Origin of the sequence: Alteromonas sp. B31-7, from assembly GCF_015767655.1 — a bacterium.
GTDB lineage: Bacteria > Pseudomonadota > Gammaproteobacteria > Enterobacterales > Alteromonadaceae > Alteromonas > Alteromonas australica.
The window spans coordinates 2,407,733-2,424,207 of record NZ_CP065233.1; the positions used below are offsets into that span (position 1 = coordinate 2,407,733).

The 16,475-nt window shown below is 45.4% G+C and carries 16 protein-coding genes; 6 read left to right on the forward strand and 10 right to left on the reverse strand.

Annotated features, from left to right (window positions below; translation table 11 throughout):
* Position 1: 1 nt before the first annotated feature.
* From IUA53_RS10250 to IUA53_RS10270, 5 genes are all read left to right on the forward strand, one after another.
* A complete protein-coding gene (locus IUA53_RS10250; protein ID WP_044447610.1) occupies positions 2 to 349 on the forward strand; it encodes a TusE/DsrC/DsvC family sulfur relay protein in 348 nt (115 codons plus the stop codon).
* Between the two features lie 55 nt (positions 350 to 404).
* The gene (locus IUA53_RS10255; RefSeq protein ID WP_044447612.1) at positions 405 to 1,223 is read left to right on the forward strand and encodes an HAD family hydrolase; all 819 of its coding nucleotides are present in this window, start codon (positions 405 to 407) and stop codon (positions 1,221 to 1,223) included.
* Between the two features lie 240 nt (positions 1,224 to 1,463).
* On the forward strand, positions 1,464 to 2,138 hold the full coding sequence (locus IUA53_RS10260) for a CsgG/HfaB family protein (RefSeq protein WP_044449547.1): 675 nt from the start codon (positions 1,464 to 1,466) through the stop codon (positions 2,136 to 2,138).
* 1 nt (position 2,139) lies between these two features.
* Entirely contained in the window at positions 2,140 to 2,484 is a 345-nt protein-coding gene (locus IUA53_RS10265) for a DUF4810 domain-containing protein (protein WP_044057201.1), read from the forward strand.
* Positions 2,485 to 2,487: 3 nt separating this feature from the next.
* Positions 2,488 to 3,159, forward strand: a complete 672-nt coding sequence (locus tag IUA53_RS10270; RefSeq protein WP_044447616.1) for a DUF799 domain-containing protein — start codon at positions 2,488 to 2,490, stop codon at positions 3,157 to 3,159.
* Positions 3,160 to 3,256: 97 nt separating this feature from the next.
* Here IUA53_RS10270 and serS read toward each other — a convergent pair whose 3' ends face one another.
* The 6 genes from serS to lrp all read right to left on the reverse strand — a co-directional run bounded on the left by serS (position 3,257) and on the right by lrp (position 10,441).
* Positions 3,257 to 4,552 (reverse strand): serine--tRNA ligase, encoded by a 1,296-nt coding sequence (gene serS / locus IUA53_RS10275; RefSeq protein ID WP_044057203.1) that lies wholly within the window; start codon positions 4,550 to 4,552, stop codon positions 3,257 to 3,259.
* A gap of 10 nt (positions 4,553 to 4,562) precedes the next feature.
* The gene (gene crcB / locus IUA53_RS10280; RefSeq protein WP_044057204.1) at positions 4,563 to 4,946 is read right to left on the reverse strand and encodes a fluoride efflux transporter CrcB; all 384 of its coding nucleotides are present in this window, start codon (positions 4,944 to 4,946) and stop codon (positions 4,563 to 4,565) included.
* Positions 4,947 to 5,066: 120 nt separating this feature from the next.
* Entirely contained in the window at positions 5,067 to 6,374 is a 1,308-nt protein-coding gene (locus tag IUA53_RS10285) for a replication-associated recombination protein A (RefSeq protein ID WP_044447617.1), read from the reverse strand.
* The gene (gene lolA, locus IUA53_RS10290; protein WP_044447619.1) at positions 6,374 to 7,087 is read right to left on the reverse strand and encodes an outer membrane lipoprotein chaperone LolA; all 714 of its coding nucleotides are present in this window, start codon (positions 7,085 to 7,087) and stop codon (positions 6,374 to 6,376) included. The genes IUA53_RS10285 and lolA overlap by 1 nt, the downstream gene beginning before the upstream one ends.
* Before the next feature lie 16 nt (positions 7,088 to 7,103).
* A complete protein-coding gene (locus IUA53_RS20415; RefSeq protein ID WP_044447621.1) occupies positions 7,104 to 9,848 on the reverse strand; it encodes a DNA translocase FtsK in 2,745 nt (914 codons plus the stop codon).
* 107 nt (positions 9,849 to 9,955) lie between these two features.
* Positions 9,956 to 10,441, reverse strand: a complete 486-nt coding sequence (gene lrp, locus IUA53_RS10300) for a leucine-responsive transcriptional regulator Lrp (RefSeq protein ID WP_044058896.1) — start codon at positions 10,439 to 10,441, stop codon at positions 9,956 to 9,958.
* A gap of 146 nt (positions 10,442 to 10,587) precedes the next feature.
* Between lrp and ald the strand changes: the two genes are divergently transcribed.
* Positions 10,588 to 11,718, forward strand: a complete 1,131-nt coding sequence (ald, locus tag IUA53_RS10305) for an alanine dehydrogenase (RefSeq protein WP_044447626.1) — start codon at positions 10,588 to 10,590, stop codon at positions 11,716 to 11,718.
* Between the two features lie 60 nt (positions 11,719 to 11,778).
* Here ald and pyrF read toward each other — a convergent pair whose 3' ends face one another.
* The 4 genes from pyrF to IUA53_RS10325 form a co-directional block, all read right to left on the reverse strand.
* Positions 11,779 to 12,474 (reverse strand): orotidine-5'-phosphate decarboxylase, encoded by a 696-nt coding sequence (gene pyrF / locus IUA53_RS10310; protein ID WP_044447628.1) that lies wholly within the window; start codon positions 12,472 to 12,474, stop codon positions 11,779 to 11,781.
* A gap of 7 nt (positions 12,475 to 12,481) precedes the next feature.
* A complete protein-coding gene (gene lapB, locus IUA53_RS10315) occupies positions 12,482 to 13,651 on the reverse strand; it encodes a lipopolysaccharide assembly protein LapB (RefSeq protein ID WP_044447630.1) in 1,170 nt (389 codons plus the stop codon).
* Between the two features lie 2 nt (positions 13,652 to 13,653).
* Positions 13,654 to 13,911 carry a lipopolysaccharide assembly protein LapA domain-containing protein gene (locus tag IUA53_RS10320; protein ID WP_044447632.1) on the reverse strand — a complete coding sequence of 86 codons (258 nt, stop codon included), beginning with the start codon at positions 13,909 to 13,911 and terminating at the stop codon, positions 13,654 to 13,656.
* Positions 13,912 to 14,000: 89 nt separating this feature from the next.
* Entirely contained in the window at positions 14,001 to 16,343 is a 2,343-nt protein-coding gene (locus IUA53_RS10325; protein WP_196897041.1) for a PilZ domain-containing protein, read from the reverse strand.
* Positions 16,344 to 16,475: the final 132 nt, after the last annotated feature.

A 16,475-nucleotide genomic window follows, 5' to 3' on the forward strand; every position in this document is an offset into this window, starting at 1 on the left:
CATGACCCAAGAAACCTACAGCTTTCTATACAAAGGCCAAGCTATCGCAACTGACAAAGCGGGGTATCTCCTTGACTACACCCTTTGGGAAGAAGGGATGGTTGAAATTCTTGCTCGCGAAGAAAATATTGAGTTAACCGATGCCCATTGGGAAGTGGTTCGCTTTGTGCGCGGCTTTTATGAAGAATACGAAACCAGTCCGGCCATTCGTGCATTGGTAAAAGCCATGGCGAATAAATACGGGCCTGAAAAAGGAAATAGCCGTTACTTGCAACGCTTATTTAAGAAAGGACCTGCTAAACAAGCCACTAAACTGGCTGGGCTGCCTAAGCCTGCAAAATGCCTATAAGCGACGCCCGTTTTAATTGAATGCCCTTACACGCATTAACACCTAGGAATAACCCATGGATCTCATTTTTTTTGATTTAGATGGCACATTGTTAAATAGCCAATCACAAATATCGGATTTCACCCGTGAGACCCTTGCCCTTCTTAGAAAAAACGACATTGCCTATACGGTTGCCACAGGCAGAACCATGTTGTCCGCCAGTGCTATTATTGCCGAACACAGCTTTTTACTGCCACATATTTACAATAACGGCGTCACGGTATTTAACCCACAAGACAATTCACTCAAATTAGAAAACTTGGTTAACCCCAATGAATTAGAGTTTATTATTAGTCTGGCGCAAGAACAGGGGATCACTCCTTTTGTCAACGTGATTGCAGGCACATCACACGAAGTTTACCACCCTCCTGCCCGTCACCCCATAGAGCATGATTTACTGAGTAAATACTTCAAAAGAACCGACGCGGTGCTATTACCTCTTTCCCAGCTTTCACTGACCGATAACATTACGAATATCAGTATGATTGGTGATAGCGCTACCATTCATTCCCTGTGGGACAGAGTTAATAAGGTAGACACTCTGGTGGCTTATTCTGGCCCGGCGATTGAAGGGAATAATTTTAGTTGGATGGATATTCACCATCGCGCTGCTAGTAAAGGGGGCGCAGTAAAACAATTAAAACAGCAGCTTGGTGCTACAAACATCATTTGTTTTGGCGACGGTGATAACGATTTAAGTATGTTTGAACTGGCAGACGAAAGTTATGCGCCAGACAATGCTAAACAAGCGATAAAACAAGCCGCCAGTGAGGTCATTGGCCATCATAACGAAGACGGTATCGCACGCTTTTTACGCCAGCGTTTTTCACTGTAAGTATTCGTCCTACCAGCTGACTATTCCACTTTGTTAACGTGCGGTATGGCGCCAATACTAATTTAAGCTTTGTACGGTAACGAGAGCAGTAACTAAATACACATGATTGCTCTTCATAAACGTATTGTTACGAATTATTCTCGCCTTGTTAGTTTTTTCCTGTTGATTTTGTGTTATAAAAACGCGCGCAAAGTCACATTCATTTGCGTTTTCATAATAAAATCAGGGACTAATGTGAATATGAAAAATAATAAAAAATTACTTTCAGCGATACCTATTCTCGCTATCGTTAGTGTGGCATCGGGATGCGCGACAACCAGTTCACAGGTTGTCGAAACACCTAAAGTAAACACCTATAACACCCAATATACGGGTGAGAAAAAGAAATTGGTTGTCGGTCAATTCGTTAACCGTTCAAGTTTTCAAAATGGTATTTTCTCTAACGGCCAAGATCGTTTAGGCGGCCAAGCAAAAACGACGCTTATTAGCCATTTGCAGCAAACCAATCGATTTAGCGTGCTAGACCGCGATAATATGAGTTTACTGGCTGAGGAAGCAAAGCTAACTGGTACAGAACAAAATATATCTGGGGCCCGGTTTGTCGTTACCGGCGATGTTACCGAGTTCGGTCGCAAAGCCATTGGCGATAAGCAGTTATTTGGTATTTTGGGTAAAGGGAAATCACAAATAGCCTACGCAAAAGTGACGCTGAACGTCGTGGACGTTACGACGTCCGAAGTGGTTTATTCGGTAGCCGGTGCAGGTGAGTACAGCTTATCTGAACGCGAAGTCATCGGCTTTGGTAGCACAGCAAGTTACGACGCTACATTGAACGGTAAAGTTCTTGATTTAGCCATCCGCGAGTCAGTTAACAACCTCGTAAACGGTATCGAAACAGGCGCGTGGAAGCTATAAGATGAAAAAAACAATCATAACGATGGCCATTGCACTTGGCATAGTGGGCTGTAAAACAACAGAACCTCTTTATTATTACGGCGAATACAACACGGCCGTATATACCTATCTTAAAGGTGAAGGGGCAACGTTGGAAGAACAAATAACGGCACTTAAAGAAACCATCGAACTTGCTGATGCTAATGGAAAGCCTATCGCTCCTGGCGTTCACGCCCATTTAGGCATGCTTTACTTTGAAACGGGCAACCCACAACAAGGCGAAGTACACTTTGAACAAGAAAAGCAGATGTTCCCCGAGTCGGTCCAATACATCGACTTTTTACTTACATCAGCAAAGGGAGCATAATCAATGTTGTTCAGATCTTTCATTGTTGTTGGTGCAATGGCGCTTTTATCCGCCTGCGTAAGCTTACCGCCAGCTCACGATTACAGTGCGTTTAAAGCAGCCAACCCAGCGTCGGTTATCATTTTACCCCCTATCAACAATACACCGGAAGTTATTGCGCCCTACAGTGTTATGACGCAAATGGCTACACCCATTGCTGAATCTGGTTTTTACGTGTTCCCTGTTGCTATGGTTAATCAAACCTTTAACAACAATGGCCTTACCGTGGCCAGTGATATACATGCAGTGGCCCCCACGAAGTTGAAAGAAATTTTCGGTGCGGACGCCGCCTTATATGTATCTATTGAAGACTATGGGACGAGTTACGTGGTGATTTCAAGTGAAACACGCGTAACCGTTACTGCCTCGTTAGTTGATTTGGCTTCTGGCCAAATGCTATGGACTGGAACGGCTAACGCCTCAAGTGCAGAACAACAAAATGCTAACAGCGGTGGTTTAGTGGGTATGTTGGTTCAAGCTGCGGTAAATCAAATTTTTGAGACCGTGACAGATAGAGGTTTTGATATTGCCGCTATCGCGTCTGCACGTCTTCTATCTGCAGAAAGTTACAACGGCCTTCTTTATGGCCCTCGATCACCGAGTTACGGTCAACCGGTTGCTAGCGAGAAAAAGTAAGTTTTCTCAATATAGGTGGCAATAAAATCGCTACCTCAATCATTAGAAAAGCCCGTCACTTCATTGTGTACGGGCTTTTTCATGTCATTATTTCAGCTTAGTTAGCACTGATACGTTCTTGACCATTCATATAGGGCACTAGTGCTTTAGGCACAGTCACACTGCCATCTGCCTGCTGATTATTTTCTAGAATAGCCACAAGAGTTCGACCTACCGCTAAACCCGAGCCGTTAAGGGTATGCAATAATTCTGGCTTATTCGTTTTAGGGTTTCTAAAACGCGCTTGCATGCGACGGGCTTGGAAGTCTAACATGTTTGAACATGAGGAAATTTCACGATAAGTGTTTTGCGCGGGTAACCACACTTCCAGATCGTAGGTTTTACACGCACCAAAGCCCATATCGCCGGTACATAGCAGTACTTTACGGTAAGGTAGCTCAAGCTTCTGAAGGATAACCTCAGCATGGCCAGTCAGTGCCTCTAATGCGTCAAAGCTATCTTCTGGTTTAACAAGCTGAACAAGCTCTACTTTGTCAAACTGATGCTGACGAATAAGGCCACGGGTATCACGTCCGTACGAGCCCGCTTCAGAACGGAAACACGGGGTATGCGCCGTCATTTTCACTGGCAGTGTCTTCGCATCTAAAATTTCATCGCGGGCAATGTTCGTTAGTGGTACTTCGGCTGTGGGAATAAGGCTTAGTCCTTGTCCTTCTTCCGTTGCCGGTTTAGTGTGAAATAAGTCCTCACCAAATTTAGGCAGTTGCCCAGTACCGTATAGGCTGTCGGCATTCACGAGGTAAGGCACATACATTTCTTGGTAGCCATGTTCTTGTGTATGAACATCTAGCATAAACTGCGCTATGGCGCGGTTTAAACGTGCTACATCACCGCGCATAACCACAAAGCGGCTGCCAGTAAGCTTACTCGCGGTGGCGAAGTCTAGGCCATTATTTAGGCCTTCTGCCACATCCACGTGATCTTTCACGTCAAAATCAAATTGACGAGGCTCACCCCATCGAGAGATCTCAACGTTGTCTTCTTCATCTTTACCCTCAGGCACAGATTCATCAGGTAAATTAGGAATCCCCTGGGTGAACGTATTAATTTCTTCTAACAACGAAGAAAGCTCAGCTTTAGCGGCATCCAGTTCGTCGCCCAGTTTACCCACTTCAGCGAGAAGTGGCGCAATGTCTTCGCCCTGCGCTTTTGCTTTACCGATGGACTTACTTCGTACGTTACGTTCGTTTTGCAGATCCTGTGTTCTGGACTGAAGTGTTTTTCTTTTTTCTTCAAGGGAACTGAAAGCTGCTACATCGAGGTTAAAACCACGGGCAGCCAGTCGCTTGGCTGTTTGTTCTATATCGCTTCGCAAACACTTTGGATCTAACATGTGTTTCTACTTATCCTTTCATTAATTCAATGGCTAGCCAACCTGCCAGTAAACAGGCGCCAACATTAAGAAATACATTTGCTATCGCCTTTAGCCATAGCCCATTTTCTAACAACGTTAAGGTTTCTACCGAAAACGTGGAGAACGTGGTAAATGCCCCTAACAGTCCAACACCTATTAATGCTCTGTAAGGTGAGTCGCTTAAATCGTGGCGTTCTATAAAACCATAAAGTAATGCCAACGAGAACGACCCTATTACGTTCACGGCTAGTGTACCAAACGGCATGTGTTTTCCAAATAAGGAATCTACCGTTGTGGTAACAAAATACCGTAAACACGCGCCCGTTGCGCCGCCAACGGCAATAAAACAATACAAAGCTAACCCTTGAGGCAAAATTAAACTCCCTAAGCGCAGTTATTAGTGGTTTGAGTGAGGTGGCAATAAAACGCGAATATGTACCATCGTTGCCTATTAGCTAACACAAGTGATTAGGCTAAATTTGCCTTGATAACTCTACCTTTTTATTGGGCTTTGCGCATTAAGTGAATCAAGATAATCTCGCTTCGCTTTTAGCGCTTTTTCCAATCCCCGTTCATTAGGGTGATAGAAACGCGTATTGGCTAAGCCATCAGGGAAGTAAGTTTCTCCGGCGGCGAATGCATTTGGCTCGTTATGCGCATAACGATAGCCATCACCATGACCTAGCTCTTTCATCAGTGAGGTAGGCGCATTGCGTAAATGCAGGGGTACGGGAGCATCGGAGGTTTTACGCGCTAGGGCTTTCGCCTCGCTAAAGGCCATGTATACCGCATTACTTTTTGCCGCTAAAGCACAATATACTGCGGCTTGTGCAATAGCCCGCTCCCCTTCAGCAGGGCCAACACGGTGAAAGGTGTCCCACGCATTAATGCACAGTTGCATAGCGCGCGGATCGGCGTTTCCAATATCTTCAGACGCGATGGCGAGTAATCGTCGACCCACATAAAGCGCATCACCCCCACCGTCAAGTATTCTGGCGTACCAGTAAAGTGCCGCATCAGGATCTGAGCCCCGTACGGATTTATGAAACGCCGAAATAAGATCGTAAAACGTATCACCCTTGTTGTCGTAACTGGCCACTTTTTCACCCACAGCTTGTTCAATGTCACCGATGTTAATTTCAGTGTCATTAGTAAAGTCTGCAGAAAGTTCCAAATAGGTAAGTAAGCGTCTGGCGTCGCCGCCACTTAATTCCACCAAGGCACTTTTCGCACTCTCGGCAATGGTAAGTTTTCGCTGCCCTAACCCCTTTTGGGTATCTAACAGAGCGCGGTCAACCAATTCATATAATGCCTCTTTCTCAAGAGGTTTTAACACGTAAACACGCACCCGAGACAGCAAGGCGTTATTCAGTTCAAAAGAAGGGTTTTCGGTGGTGGCGCCAATGAAGGTCACCACCCCAGACTCAACAAAAGGCAAAAAAGCATCTTGCTGGCTTTTGTTAAACCTATGCACCTCGTCAACAAACAATAGCGTACGCTGATTGTAACGAGCATTCTCTTCCGCAGCGTCCATTGCTGCACGAATGTCTTTTACCCCACTGGTGACTGCCGATATCCGCAATACGGTGGCGTTAGTGTAATGGGCAATCAATTCTGCCAATGTGGTTTTGCCAGTACCCGGAGGACCCCACAATATCATTGAGTGGCAATGCCCTGCATCTAACATTTTACGCAGTGGCTTATCATGCCCTAACAAATGTGACTGACCGCTGTATTCTTCAATAGTTACCGGGCGCATGCGCGCTGCTAAGGGCGCAAAGGCTTGATTAACATTGCTCATCAACGCTGATCATCAACGATGTAGCTTTCTGGTATGTCAACCGTAAACGTATCGGCAGCAAGCGGAAAACGGGTTTCGATGTTGTTAAACACCAATGTACTGGTTTGCTGCTGAGCATCTAGCATGGTCATGACTGCAAGTTCGTTGTCTTGATTAAACTGCAAAGTGAGCGTTTCTATTTGCCCGCCTTTTTCTTTCGGCGTAACTTGAAAGCCACGACGGCTTGGCTCGTCTGGGTTGCGCACCTGCTCAATAGTGAATTTGTCCCAAGTGGCTGCATCGTTAGCAGTAAGGAGCATGATGGGGTTATCTTTGATGGCATTCGCCTGAGATAATACCGTTACCTGCTCAACAAAGGTATCAAGATTCCACACAGCTTCGCCGTCTGCAACTAACAGAGTTTCATCAGGAAACGTGGTTTCCCAGCGCAATTTGTCGGGGCGAGTCATGGTAAGTTTACCCTGCGCCTCGTGCACGACATTGTTGTCAGCATCCATCACAGATTGCTCAAAGTCAGCGCGAAACTGCTTCATGGTGACAAGCAAGGCTTGTAGTTGCTGCTGAGATAGTTGCCCGTCTTCTTGGGTACTGTCTTGTTGTGTACTCGCCTGCATAGTAGCCGTGTCAACTAACGCACTTGGCGTAGCAGCGTGGGCACTGGTAAGCGTGCAAGCCACAAGGCCAGCGAAATAAATAGAAACTGCTTTATTCATAAACTTATTCCGTCATTTAGTCTTTAGGTGGGGGCGGCGCTAATACCTCACGGTTACCGTTATGCCCTTGTGCACTTACGACCCCACTCATTTCCATTTGTTCCACTAAGCGCGCGGCTCTATTGTAACCAATTCTAAATTTACGCTGTACACTAGACACACTGGCCCGGCGTGTTTCAGTCACAAAGGCAACGGCTTCATCGTAGAAGGCATCAAATTCTTGCTCTTCGCCTTCAGGCTGCTCGCCTGGAAGTAACACCTCGGCACTGGCTTCACCATTAAGAATTTCATCAATATATTCAGGCTCACCGCGTTTTTGCCAATCGGCGACAACCGCATGCACTTCGTGATCGTCCACAAATGCGCCATGTACCCGAGTGGGCACCGGACTACCTGGCGGCAAGTAAAGCATATCTCCCATACCGAGCAAAGTTTCTGCACCTTGTTGGTCAAGAATGGTGCGAGAATCTATTTTGCTCGACACTTGGAAGGCTATCCGGGTGGGAATATTGGCTTTAATCAGGCCCGTAATTACATCTACCGACGGACGCTGGGTCGCCAACACCAAGTGAATTCCCGCCGCACGGGCTTTTTGTGCTATACGCGCGATAAGTTCTTCTACCTTTTTACCCACAATCATCATCATGTCGGCAAATTCATCAACCACCACCACGATAGCGGGAAGCTTTTCTAGATCTGGCGCTTCCGGATCCATGCTTTCTTCGCTTTTCCATAGCGGGTCTTTAATTGGCGTGCCATTCGCAATGGCTTCGGCAACTTTGGCGTTATACCCTTTTAAGTTTCTTACCCCTAACGCGCTCATGAGGCGGTAACGTCGCTCCATCTCACCAACACACCAACGCAGCGCATTGGCGGCTTCTTTCATGTCGGTGACCACTTCCGCAAGTAAATGAGGAATGCCTTCGTATACCGACAACTCCAGCATTTTAGGGTCAATCATGATCATGCGAACATCTTCAGGCGTGCTCTTATACAGCAAGCTCAAAATCATAACGTTCACACCCACAGACTTACCCGAGCCTGTTGTACCGGCCACTAACAGGTGAGGCATTTTCGCCAAGTCTACAATCACCGGCTTACCAGAAATATCAGCCCCCAACACCATTGTAAGCGGCGATTGATGAGACTGGAACGCGTCACAGCTAATCACTTCACTCAAGCGCACCATTTCCCGTTTTTTATTGGGTAACTCCAAACCAATCACGGATTTGCCTGGAATAACTTCCACCACACGAACAGAGATGGCAGACATTGCACGCGCCAAATCTTTTGATAGGCCAGTAATCTTACTTACCTTCACACCAGGGGCTAAATCAAGCTCGAAACGCGTAATAACAGGGCCTGGGTACACACCAACTACTGTCGCTTCAATATTAAAATCGGCCAGTTTCTCTTCCACCAAGCGCGATATGGCTTCTATTTCTTCTTCCGTGAGTGGGTTTTCATGTTTGTCTGCTCTTTCTAGCAAATCAAAAGAAGGCATAGGAGGTAAATCTTCCGCCCCCTCCCCTCTTGGAGCTTTCACGGGTTTGGCCCCCATCGCAACCGGGGTAAAATTAGCAGACTGAGGTTGGGCGTGAGTTTGTTCCTTTTCTACAGGCGGCGCTGTTTCTTGCTGTTCATCATCTGCGGGGGTAGCAACAGCTTCGTCTTCGCCGATCACATCAGTGGAAAAAACCGGCTCCTCTTTTATTGCCGGTCGTGGGGCTGTGACTTCTGAGCCCTTGTCTTCTAAACGTTTGTCTTCTGAGCGTTTGTCTTCAGCGCCTTTTACCGCGTGCACTTTGTTTTTAACGGCTTCACGCATTCCCGATAATGAGAACGGTGAAGGTTTCGCTTCTGATGGCTCTTCCGCGGGCGTATGAGTTTCATCAGGGGCAAAAGGTGGTAAATCGTCGCCAAGTTCACCAAAGGTTGGTTCACTTCTTTGCGTTGTGGTGTGTGAAGCATTAGCCCCATCATGACGGATGGGGCTGTCACTTTCGTTGTCTGAAGCGGTTGATGGCGTGTCCCCGTGCGCACTGGTTTGAGGTTGGCTAGAGACCTCCTCTTTACCTTGCGGCTCTGCGCGCATGCTGGTTATATCGAACTCAGTGGCGCTAGATTTAGATTTTTTATTCGGCAATGCTAGTCTAGGCATATCTATTGCCAAGGCCTGCTGAGGAAGCGAGAGTGTTTTGCGTCCAAACCATAGGGTTAGCTCGCCAAGCCTATCCACAATTGTCAGCCAACTCACCCCGGTTAACAGCGTAAACCCAGTACAAAAGAAACACAGTAACAACAATATAGTACCTGCGGTATTAAAATAAGGCACTAAAGCGGTACTGATGACATCGCCGACAAAGCCTCCCGCGGAAAAATTGAATATATCGTCGAAGTTAATGCTAGCGATACCGGTTGCCCCGAGCGCCATAAGTAAACCGCCGATAATGCGTAAGCCTATGGTGAGATAATCGAATTCGTTGAGGGATTTTATATGTTGGAAAAGAAACCAACCTAAAAATGCTGCCCCAAATGGCATGAGATACGCCAAATACCCAAATGAAAACAGCAAGAGGTCGGCAACCCACGCACCGGTGGCGCCTACCCAATTGTGAACGTCTAGTTGCAACCCAGCTTGACTCCAGCCAGGATCACCAGGATGAAAAGATACCAATGCCAGCAATAAGAAAAAGGCGAAAACGCAGGCCATAATCATGCCTGATTCCCACACTCGCTGAACTCCTGTCAATCGCGCCATAACCCTAAATCACTTTTTAAAAACCTGCACTAAATTGCAGAGTTATCAATAACCACTGTACTTTTGCACAGCCTATCACAAATTCACTAACTTGAGCCACGCTTTCATTACTTCAAATTAATTCTAAGTGCCGTGGTACATTTCACTTCTTCCATCACCACATAGGTTCGTGACTCACTCACACCGGGTAAGCGAAGCAAAGTATCACCGAGCAAACGTCGATAACTCGACATGTCAGCCACCCTCGCCTTAAGCAGAAAATCAAAGTCGCCGGAAACCAGATGACACTCTTGAATATCGTCGTGCAGTTTCACCGCAGCAGAAAATTCTGCAAAAATGTCCACGGAGGTTTTCGTTAGGGTGATTTCAACAAACACTAACATAGCCGCACCAAGCTTCTCTGGATCAACGTCGGCATGGTAACCCTTAATATACCCTTGGCTCTCTAACCGCTTTACCCTTTCTAGGCACGGGCTGGGGCTTAACCCCACCTCTTTGGCTAATTCTACATTAGAAATGCGGCCGTTTTTTTGCAGTTGAATAAGAATATTTCTGTCTATTCGGTCAAGGTGTTTTGGCGTTTTTACTAACATACAAAATACTGTGAAATGTTACTTTAATAATACTATATACTGACTTTTGATTATTTTCAGCACATAGTTTTTCATTATCTCTCGTATACTGGCACAAAATAAATCACAGCAGCCTTGACATGAGGCTGAACATCAGAGGAATTTACATGCTAGTTGGTGTACCAAAAGAAATTAAGAACCATGAATACCGTGTTGGCTTAACGCCCGCCGCCGTTAAAGAGTTTGTTAGCAACGGCCATCAAGTGTTAGTCGAAACACTGGCCGGTGACGCCATTGGTTTTAGCGACGATATGTATATCGCTGCTGGTGCAGCCATCGCCTCTACAGCTGAGCAAGTTTTTGCTGAAGCAGAAATGATTGTAAAAGTGAAAGAGCCTCAACCCAACGAATGTAAAATGTTACGTAAAGGCCAAACCCTTTACACCTACCTTCACTTAGCGCCAGATCCAACGCAAACCGAACTTCTTATTGCGTCTGGGGCAACCTGTATCGCTTATGAAACTGTGACCGACGACCGTGGTGGTTTACCCCTACTAGCACCAATGAGCGAAGTTGCAGGTAGAATGTCAGTACAAGCTGGCGCCCATTACTTAGAAAAAGCCCATGGCGGCAGCGGGACGCTGCTTGGTGGCGTACCCGGTGTTGCTCCAGGAAAAGTATTGGTTATTGGCGGCGGCGTGGTAGGAACCAATGCAGCTAAAATGGCGTTAGGCTTAGGTGCAGATGTCACTATACTCGACCGTTCGTTACCGCGTCTTCGTCAACTTGACGACATCTTCAACGGCCAAGTTAAAACCGTTTATTCCACCCTAGATGCTATTGAGCATTATTCTGCTAACGCAGACTTAGTCGTCGGTGCGGTACTTATCCCAGGTGCCGCTGCACCTAAGCTTCTTAATCGCGAGCAAATTTCAGCGATGAAGCCAGGCTCCGTTCTCGTGGATGTAGCCATTGACCAAGGCGGTTGTTTTGAAACCTCGAAAGCCACCACCCACCAAGACCCTGTTTATGTGATTGATGACGTTGTACATTATTGTGTGGCAAACATGCCAGGTGGTGTAGCACGTACGTCTACCATGGCATTAAACAATGCCACCTTACCTTTTGGTTTGGCCCTCGCTAACAAAGGACCAGCGAACGCTATGTTGGAAGACAAGCATTTATTAAACGGCTTAAATGTTCACGAAGGTAAAGTGACATACAAAGCGGTGGTGGATGCCTTGGGTGAAAAGTTGGGCTTAACCTATACGCCAGCAGAAGAAGCGCTGAAAGGCTAATTATCGCTTTTCATTAGCCAGTTAAATACAATGCCCAGCTTAGTCGCTGGGCATTTTTGTTTACGCTATTGAATGATTTACTGATGTTAAAACCGCAACAGGATCGTCAGCCTTCGTTATCGGTCTTCCCATCACCAGGTAGCTTACGCCGCTAGCTATGGCTTCATCGGGTGTCATTACCCTTTTTTGATCGCCAGCATCCGCGCCTTTTGGGCGAATCCCCGGCGTTACCAGTAAAAACGCATCAGTGTAGGTTTGCCTTAACACCTGAGCTTCCTGCGCCGAGCACACAATGCCATCCAACCCTGCTTGCTGGGTTAGCTTGCAAAGACGAAGTACCTGTTGTTGGGGTGTAACATTATCTATGACATCGCTCAACTGAGCCTGATCCATACTGGTTAGCACCGTCACCGCAATCAACTTTGTTTGAGGGTGACTGCTGCTGGCAATGGCTTCTTTAGCAGCCTTCATCATAGGCACCCCGCCAGAGGCATGTACGTTTACCATCCATACACCCAGTTCTGCAGCCGCTTTACACGCTTTTGCGACCGTATTTGGTATATCGTGAAATTTAAGATCAAGAAAAACATCAAACCCTTTGCTGACCAAGGTTTTAACAAATTCAGGGCCAAAGAGCGTAAACATTTCCTTGCCTACTTTTAATTTGCACAGTGAAGGGTCAAGTTGCGCCACAAACGAAAGTGCGGTTTCTTTATTGTCGTAGTCTAAAGCAACAATTACGCGGGGTTCTTGCATGGTGGACTTATTCTCCGTCTAAACCTTTTATGGGTTTCACTACGCCCCACTTTTTACATGAAGGACATAGCCAGTATAACTTTCGGCCTGAGAATCCACAGCTGTTACAACGGTATTGTGGCCGCTGTAGCATTTGCTTTTCTACTAGCTCTTTGAGTAAGCGCAAACTGTCAGCCGAATTTTTATCTTCAATTTGATCAATATATAACCCCATGAGGGTTTTAAAGCCGCGCATGGTAGGTCGTTTACGCAACTGCTCTAATAGATAATTTGCGGCTTGGCCGGTGTCACCTTTCATCAGAAGTACATCAACCATCGCCAAGTACGAAGTGGCGCATTCTTGCCAGTGGGCCTCTAAGCTTTTTTCAAAGCTGTCCCAATCGCCGGTTTCTTTTGCAATTTCTTCTAAACTTGGTACCGCTTCACTAAACCAGTTGATATCTCGTTCTGCCACTTGCACAAAATACGCACGAGCGTCGCTGTATCGCTTTTGGTTGAAGGCCAAGTTGCCTAACATTAACCAAGGGCGCACCGCATGCTCATCAGCGTTCACGGCTTTTTGCAGTAACGTTAGTGCAACGCCCTCACTGTCGTTTTTCAGTTCAACGTGAGCCTGTTCACAGTAAAAGTGGGCAAGTCGTTCGCATACATCATCATTATCACCGTGACACTCCACCATTCGCTCCGCAAGCTCAATGGCACGCTCCCATTCTTTTGTGGTTTGATAAATGCTGAACAGTTGCTGTTGCGCAACAAGGTAGTGCTTTTCGCTATTGAGCAATTGTAGGAAGGCGTTTTCGGCCCGCTCTAGAAAGCCAGCTTGAGTATAATCGTGCCCCAATTCTTTAAGTGCATTTTCACGTTGATTTGGCTGTATTTCTTCACGGCTAACTAAATTTTGATGTACCTTGATGGCTCTGTCTATTTCTCCCCGATGACGGAAAAAGTTACCCATCGCAATATGAGTCTCAATGGTATCGCTGTTGATATTGATCATTTTAATCAAGGTATCAACCGCTTTGTCTGGCTGGTCGGAAAGGAGAAAGTTTAAGCCTTTATAGTAATGCTTAGAAAGAATACTCGACTGTTTACGCTGAGCTTGGCGCACACTATTTCGGCCCATGATCCAGCCGTAGCCTGCCGCAACAGGCAATAGTAAAAACAGCAACTCGAGCATAATTAGTGGTCTTTTTTCAGGCTATTAATTTTTGCGTTAGCAGACATCAGCTGAACCCGAAGGTGTAACCAACTAATCGACATGATTAAAATGCCAATGCCAATGCCTAGGGTCAAGAGGATTGCAATTAACGACGACAACCGTAAATTTGCCTGAGCAATGAGGTAGTTAACCGTAATTTCGGCTTCGTTTTGCGCACCAATGACAAACGCTAAGGCCAGTAGGATTAGAACGAAAACTAGTATTAAGATCCCTTTCAAGATCAAACCCTTCTAAATATTTATTGGTTAAGAATAGCAAAATGCTGAGACAGATAATACCAAAACCCCATGATTTAGGGTGATGTTTATTACGCTGCCCCTTCTTTTTCACTGTTTGTTTGGGTGGGTTTGGCAATCAGCTTGGCCATGACTAAATCGTGATGGAGAGCGGACATGTTTGTAACAAAGATACAATGGGTATAACCGGCTTGCATGGTTTCTAACTTGTCATACATGGCTTTATCTAACTTAGACAACTGCGCTAACCGCTTTTTAGTTAACGGCGTGATAGCACCATGACAGCGAATCGCAGTGACATCTGTTGCGCTAATTTGAATTTTTTCTTCTTCTAGTTGTGACTGAATTTGGCTTCTAAGTTTAGTATATAAAAAGTCGCGCTCTTTTATGTAAACAAGCCGGTTGTCACTTTTCCGAACACAGTGCACCACTAAGCTATGATCCATGGCACCTTTAAACATGGCATCTAACATCAGTGACTTCGGTTTTGATTGCGCTTTATCAGCAAAAAAACCGTGAAGTGGAATAATATTCTGCGTACGGGAGAACGGATACAAATCGTCAGAAGCATCACTTTGATAAACGGTTTTTAAGCGGTCTAAGATATGCCTATTCATCACACACAGCACTGATAAAGAAGGCATGTGTCGTACTGCGAGTTCCCATATAAACCTATGGGTCGCGCGCTGGATGCGTGCCACATCTCTTAACTTAAAATACGCGGTATTTTCTTCGACCATGGCATCAACGTTAACACAGGTTTTCGATTTTTTACCGTCGTCTTGCAGGCAAAGTCGCACGGTTCCTGAACTTTTATCGTAGTGAACAACCCGATACTTTTCATTTTTTATTTTAAGGTCTGGCACAGATACCCTAAGTTCAGGCTGTAAATCTGTGCCTACAGGCACGAGTAATTTCATACCACTTGCCGACAGGTCTGACACTCTAACGTCTAGAGAATTTAACAAGCCTAGTTTAATTTGCGCGGATTTATCAATAACGTAGCGGGTTTCAGAGCGGCGATCTAACGCCTCTTCCATAACATAATCTATGTGCCAACGTTCGCCTGATGCCCTTAAAGACTTGGCTAAGGGTTTAAACTCGCACTTTTCGCTAAGGGTAAGGTTGTTAAGATACACAGTCACATCACGACAATACATAACATTACTTATGGCGCCGAGGTGCTCAAAGTCTTTGCTGGCAATGTCATGAATAGCGAAGGCTTTTTGTTTATCTTCTTTAGTGATGTCATCCAAACGACACTGAGTACAAATAAAGTCGTTATTTTTAACGAGCAAGTACACAATAGCATTGAGTTGTCCCATCGCTAACAATTGCCTATGGGTAGCCGTAATCGCTATTTCACCGCTTTTGGTTTTAATCTTGCCATAAAATATATACGCCTCGTTGTAGCGCATTAATTCTGTAGCCAACACATCGAATATGGTTTTGTCTTGCAAACTCTTAAGTAATAACTCAGCGTTGTTATGTTCAACGTTGGCTTTGGTGAATAACGAAATAACCGGCTTAAGTGATTTTTTATTTGGCGCAAGAAAAACCGGCATCCACGGGCTATTCTCTAAAATTCTGTCTCTTTCTAAATCTTGCATAGCCCGTTCAATTTCGAGGTCACGTTGAAGGGGCTGTTTATATGAGACAGCTTTAATGTAGCGTTTAAGTTGGTTTAATAAACCGAGGTCAGTTTCCGATGAAATGGTAAAGAAAGATTCGTATTTTCCTAGATGCTTATTGTACTTTGTGGTATCTAGTTCATAGGTAATTTCTGTTGGCTCTTTCGTTAACCCCATCACTTCTGGGATAGTAAAAGTAATAATATCACCGGTAGTTACATTCGGTGGACGCTTAGTCTCTACTGCTAATCCCGTGAATGAAAGCGAACTGACGGTACAGTGACGGCCTTTTTCAAAGTCTGGAGACGAAACAGTAAAATTAGGTCTAACGGCAATATCGTTGCCAAAATCGATATCCGTAAATGACTGGCTTTCTACTTTAAACGCATCAACGATTTTCTTGAATTGGTCACGTTTGATTTGGGTTTGATAGAAGTCGGAATTCATGACCGACTCAAACACCCCCACAGTATAGCGTTCCTGGTAAAGCGAGGTTTCGCTTTTTAAGATTTCCGCGCCCACTTTGTCTAACCGCATAGGGATACCAAAGTGTTTGAATTTCATCACGGGGAATTGGGCGAACGCAGAATTATCCGCGGAGGCATCGGTTAAAGAAGTCAGTCTTACCACTTCTTCTTTTACGATTTTGCGGACACTACTTGGCAGCCTTTTTGAAAACTTATTAATTCCTTCTAACAGTCTATTGTCTTGTTCATAAGGAATTAATGCACGTATTAGCGGCTGGTACTGCTTTATTATTTGTTCTTCTTCGCCGACAGACATTGGTACACCGAGCACCACTTATTATTTATACAGCCTATTACTATAAAACCGTATATATTATGGGGTCAATAGTTAAACTAAAGTTAACTTGTTTAACCCATAGCCAAATACAAAAAAACCGCACTCGGTGCG

Bases quoted from the DNA above. Each gene is read 5' to 3' on its own strand.
- IUA53_RS10265 (WP_044057201.1), top strand. From the start codon at position 2,140: ATGAAAAAAACAATCATAACGATGGCCATTGCACTTGGCATAGTGGGC.
- pyrF (WP_044447628.1), bottom strand. From the start codon at position 12,474: ATGCAAGAACCCCGCGTAATTGTTGCTTTAGACTACGACAATAAAGAA.
- ald (WP_044447626.1), top strand. From the start codon at position 10,588: ATGCTAGTTGGTGTACCAAAAGAAATTAAGAACCATGAATACCGTGTT.
- IUA53_RS10285 (WP_044447617.1), bottom strand. From the start codon at position 6,374: ATGAGCAATGTTAATCAAGCCTTTGCGCCCTTAGCAGCGCGCATGCGC.
- IUA53_RS20415 (WP_044447621.1), bottom strand. From the start codon at position 9,848: ATGGCGCGATTGACAGGAGTTCAGCGAGTGTGGGAATCAGGCATGATT.
- serS (WP_044057203.1), bottom strand. From the start codon at position 4,552: ATGTTAGATCCAAAGTGTTTGCGAAGCGATATAGAACAAACAGCCAAG.
- lolA (WP_044447619.1), bottom strand. From the start codon at position 7,087: ATGAATAAAGCAGTTTCTATTTATTTCGCTGGCCTTGTGGCTTGCACG.
- IUA53_RS10255 (WP_044447612.1), top strand. From the start codon at position 405: ATGGATCTCATTTTTTTTGATTTAGATGGCACATTGTTAAATAGCCAA.
- lapB (WP_044447630.1), bottom strand. From the start codon at position 13,651: ATGCTCGAGTTGCTGTTTTTACTATTGCCTGTTGCGGCAGGCTACGGC.
- IUA53_RS10325 (WP_196897041.1), bottom strand. From the start codon at position 16,343: ATGTCTGTCGGCGAAGAAGAACAAATAATAAAGCAGTACCAGCCGCTA.
- IUA53_RS10260 (WP_044449547.1), top strand. From the start codon at position 1,464: ATGAAAAATAATAAAAAATTACTTTCAGCGATACCTATTCTCGCTATC.
- IUA53_RS10270 (WP_044447616.1), top strand. From the start codon at position 2,488: ATGTTGTTCAGATCTTTCATTGTTGTTGGTGCAATGGCGCTTTTATCC.
- IUA53_RS10250 (WP_044447610.1), top strand. From the start codon at position 2: ATGACCCAAGAAACCTACAGCTTTCTATACAAAGGCCAAGCTATCGCA.
- lrp (WP_044058896.1), bottom strand. From the start codon at position 10,441: ATGTTAGTAAAAACGCCAAAACACCTTGACCGAATAGACAGAAATATT.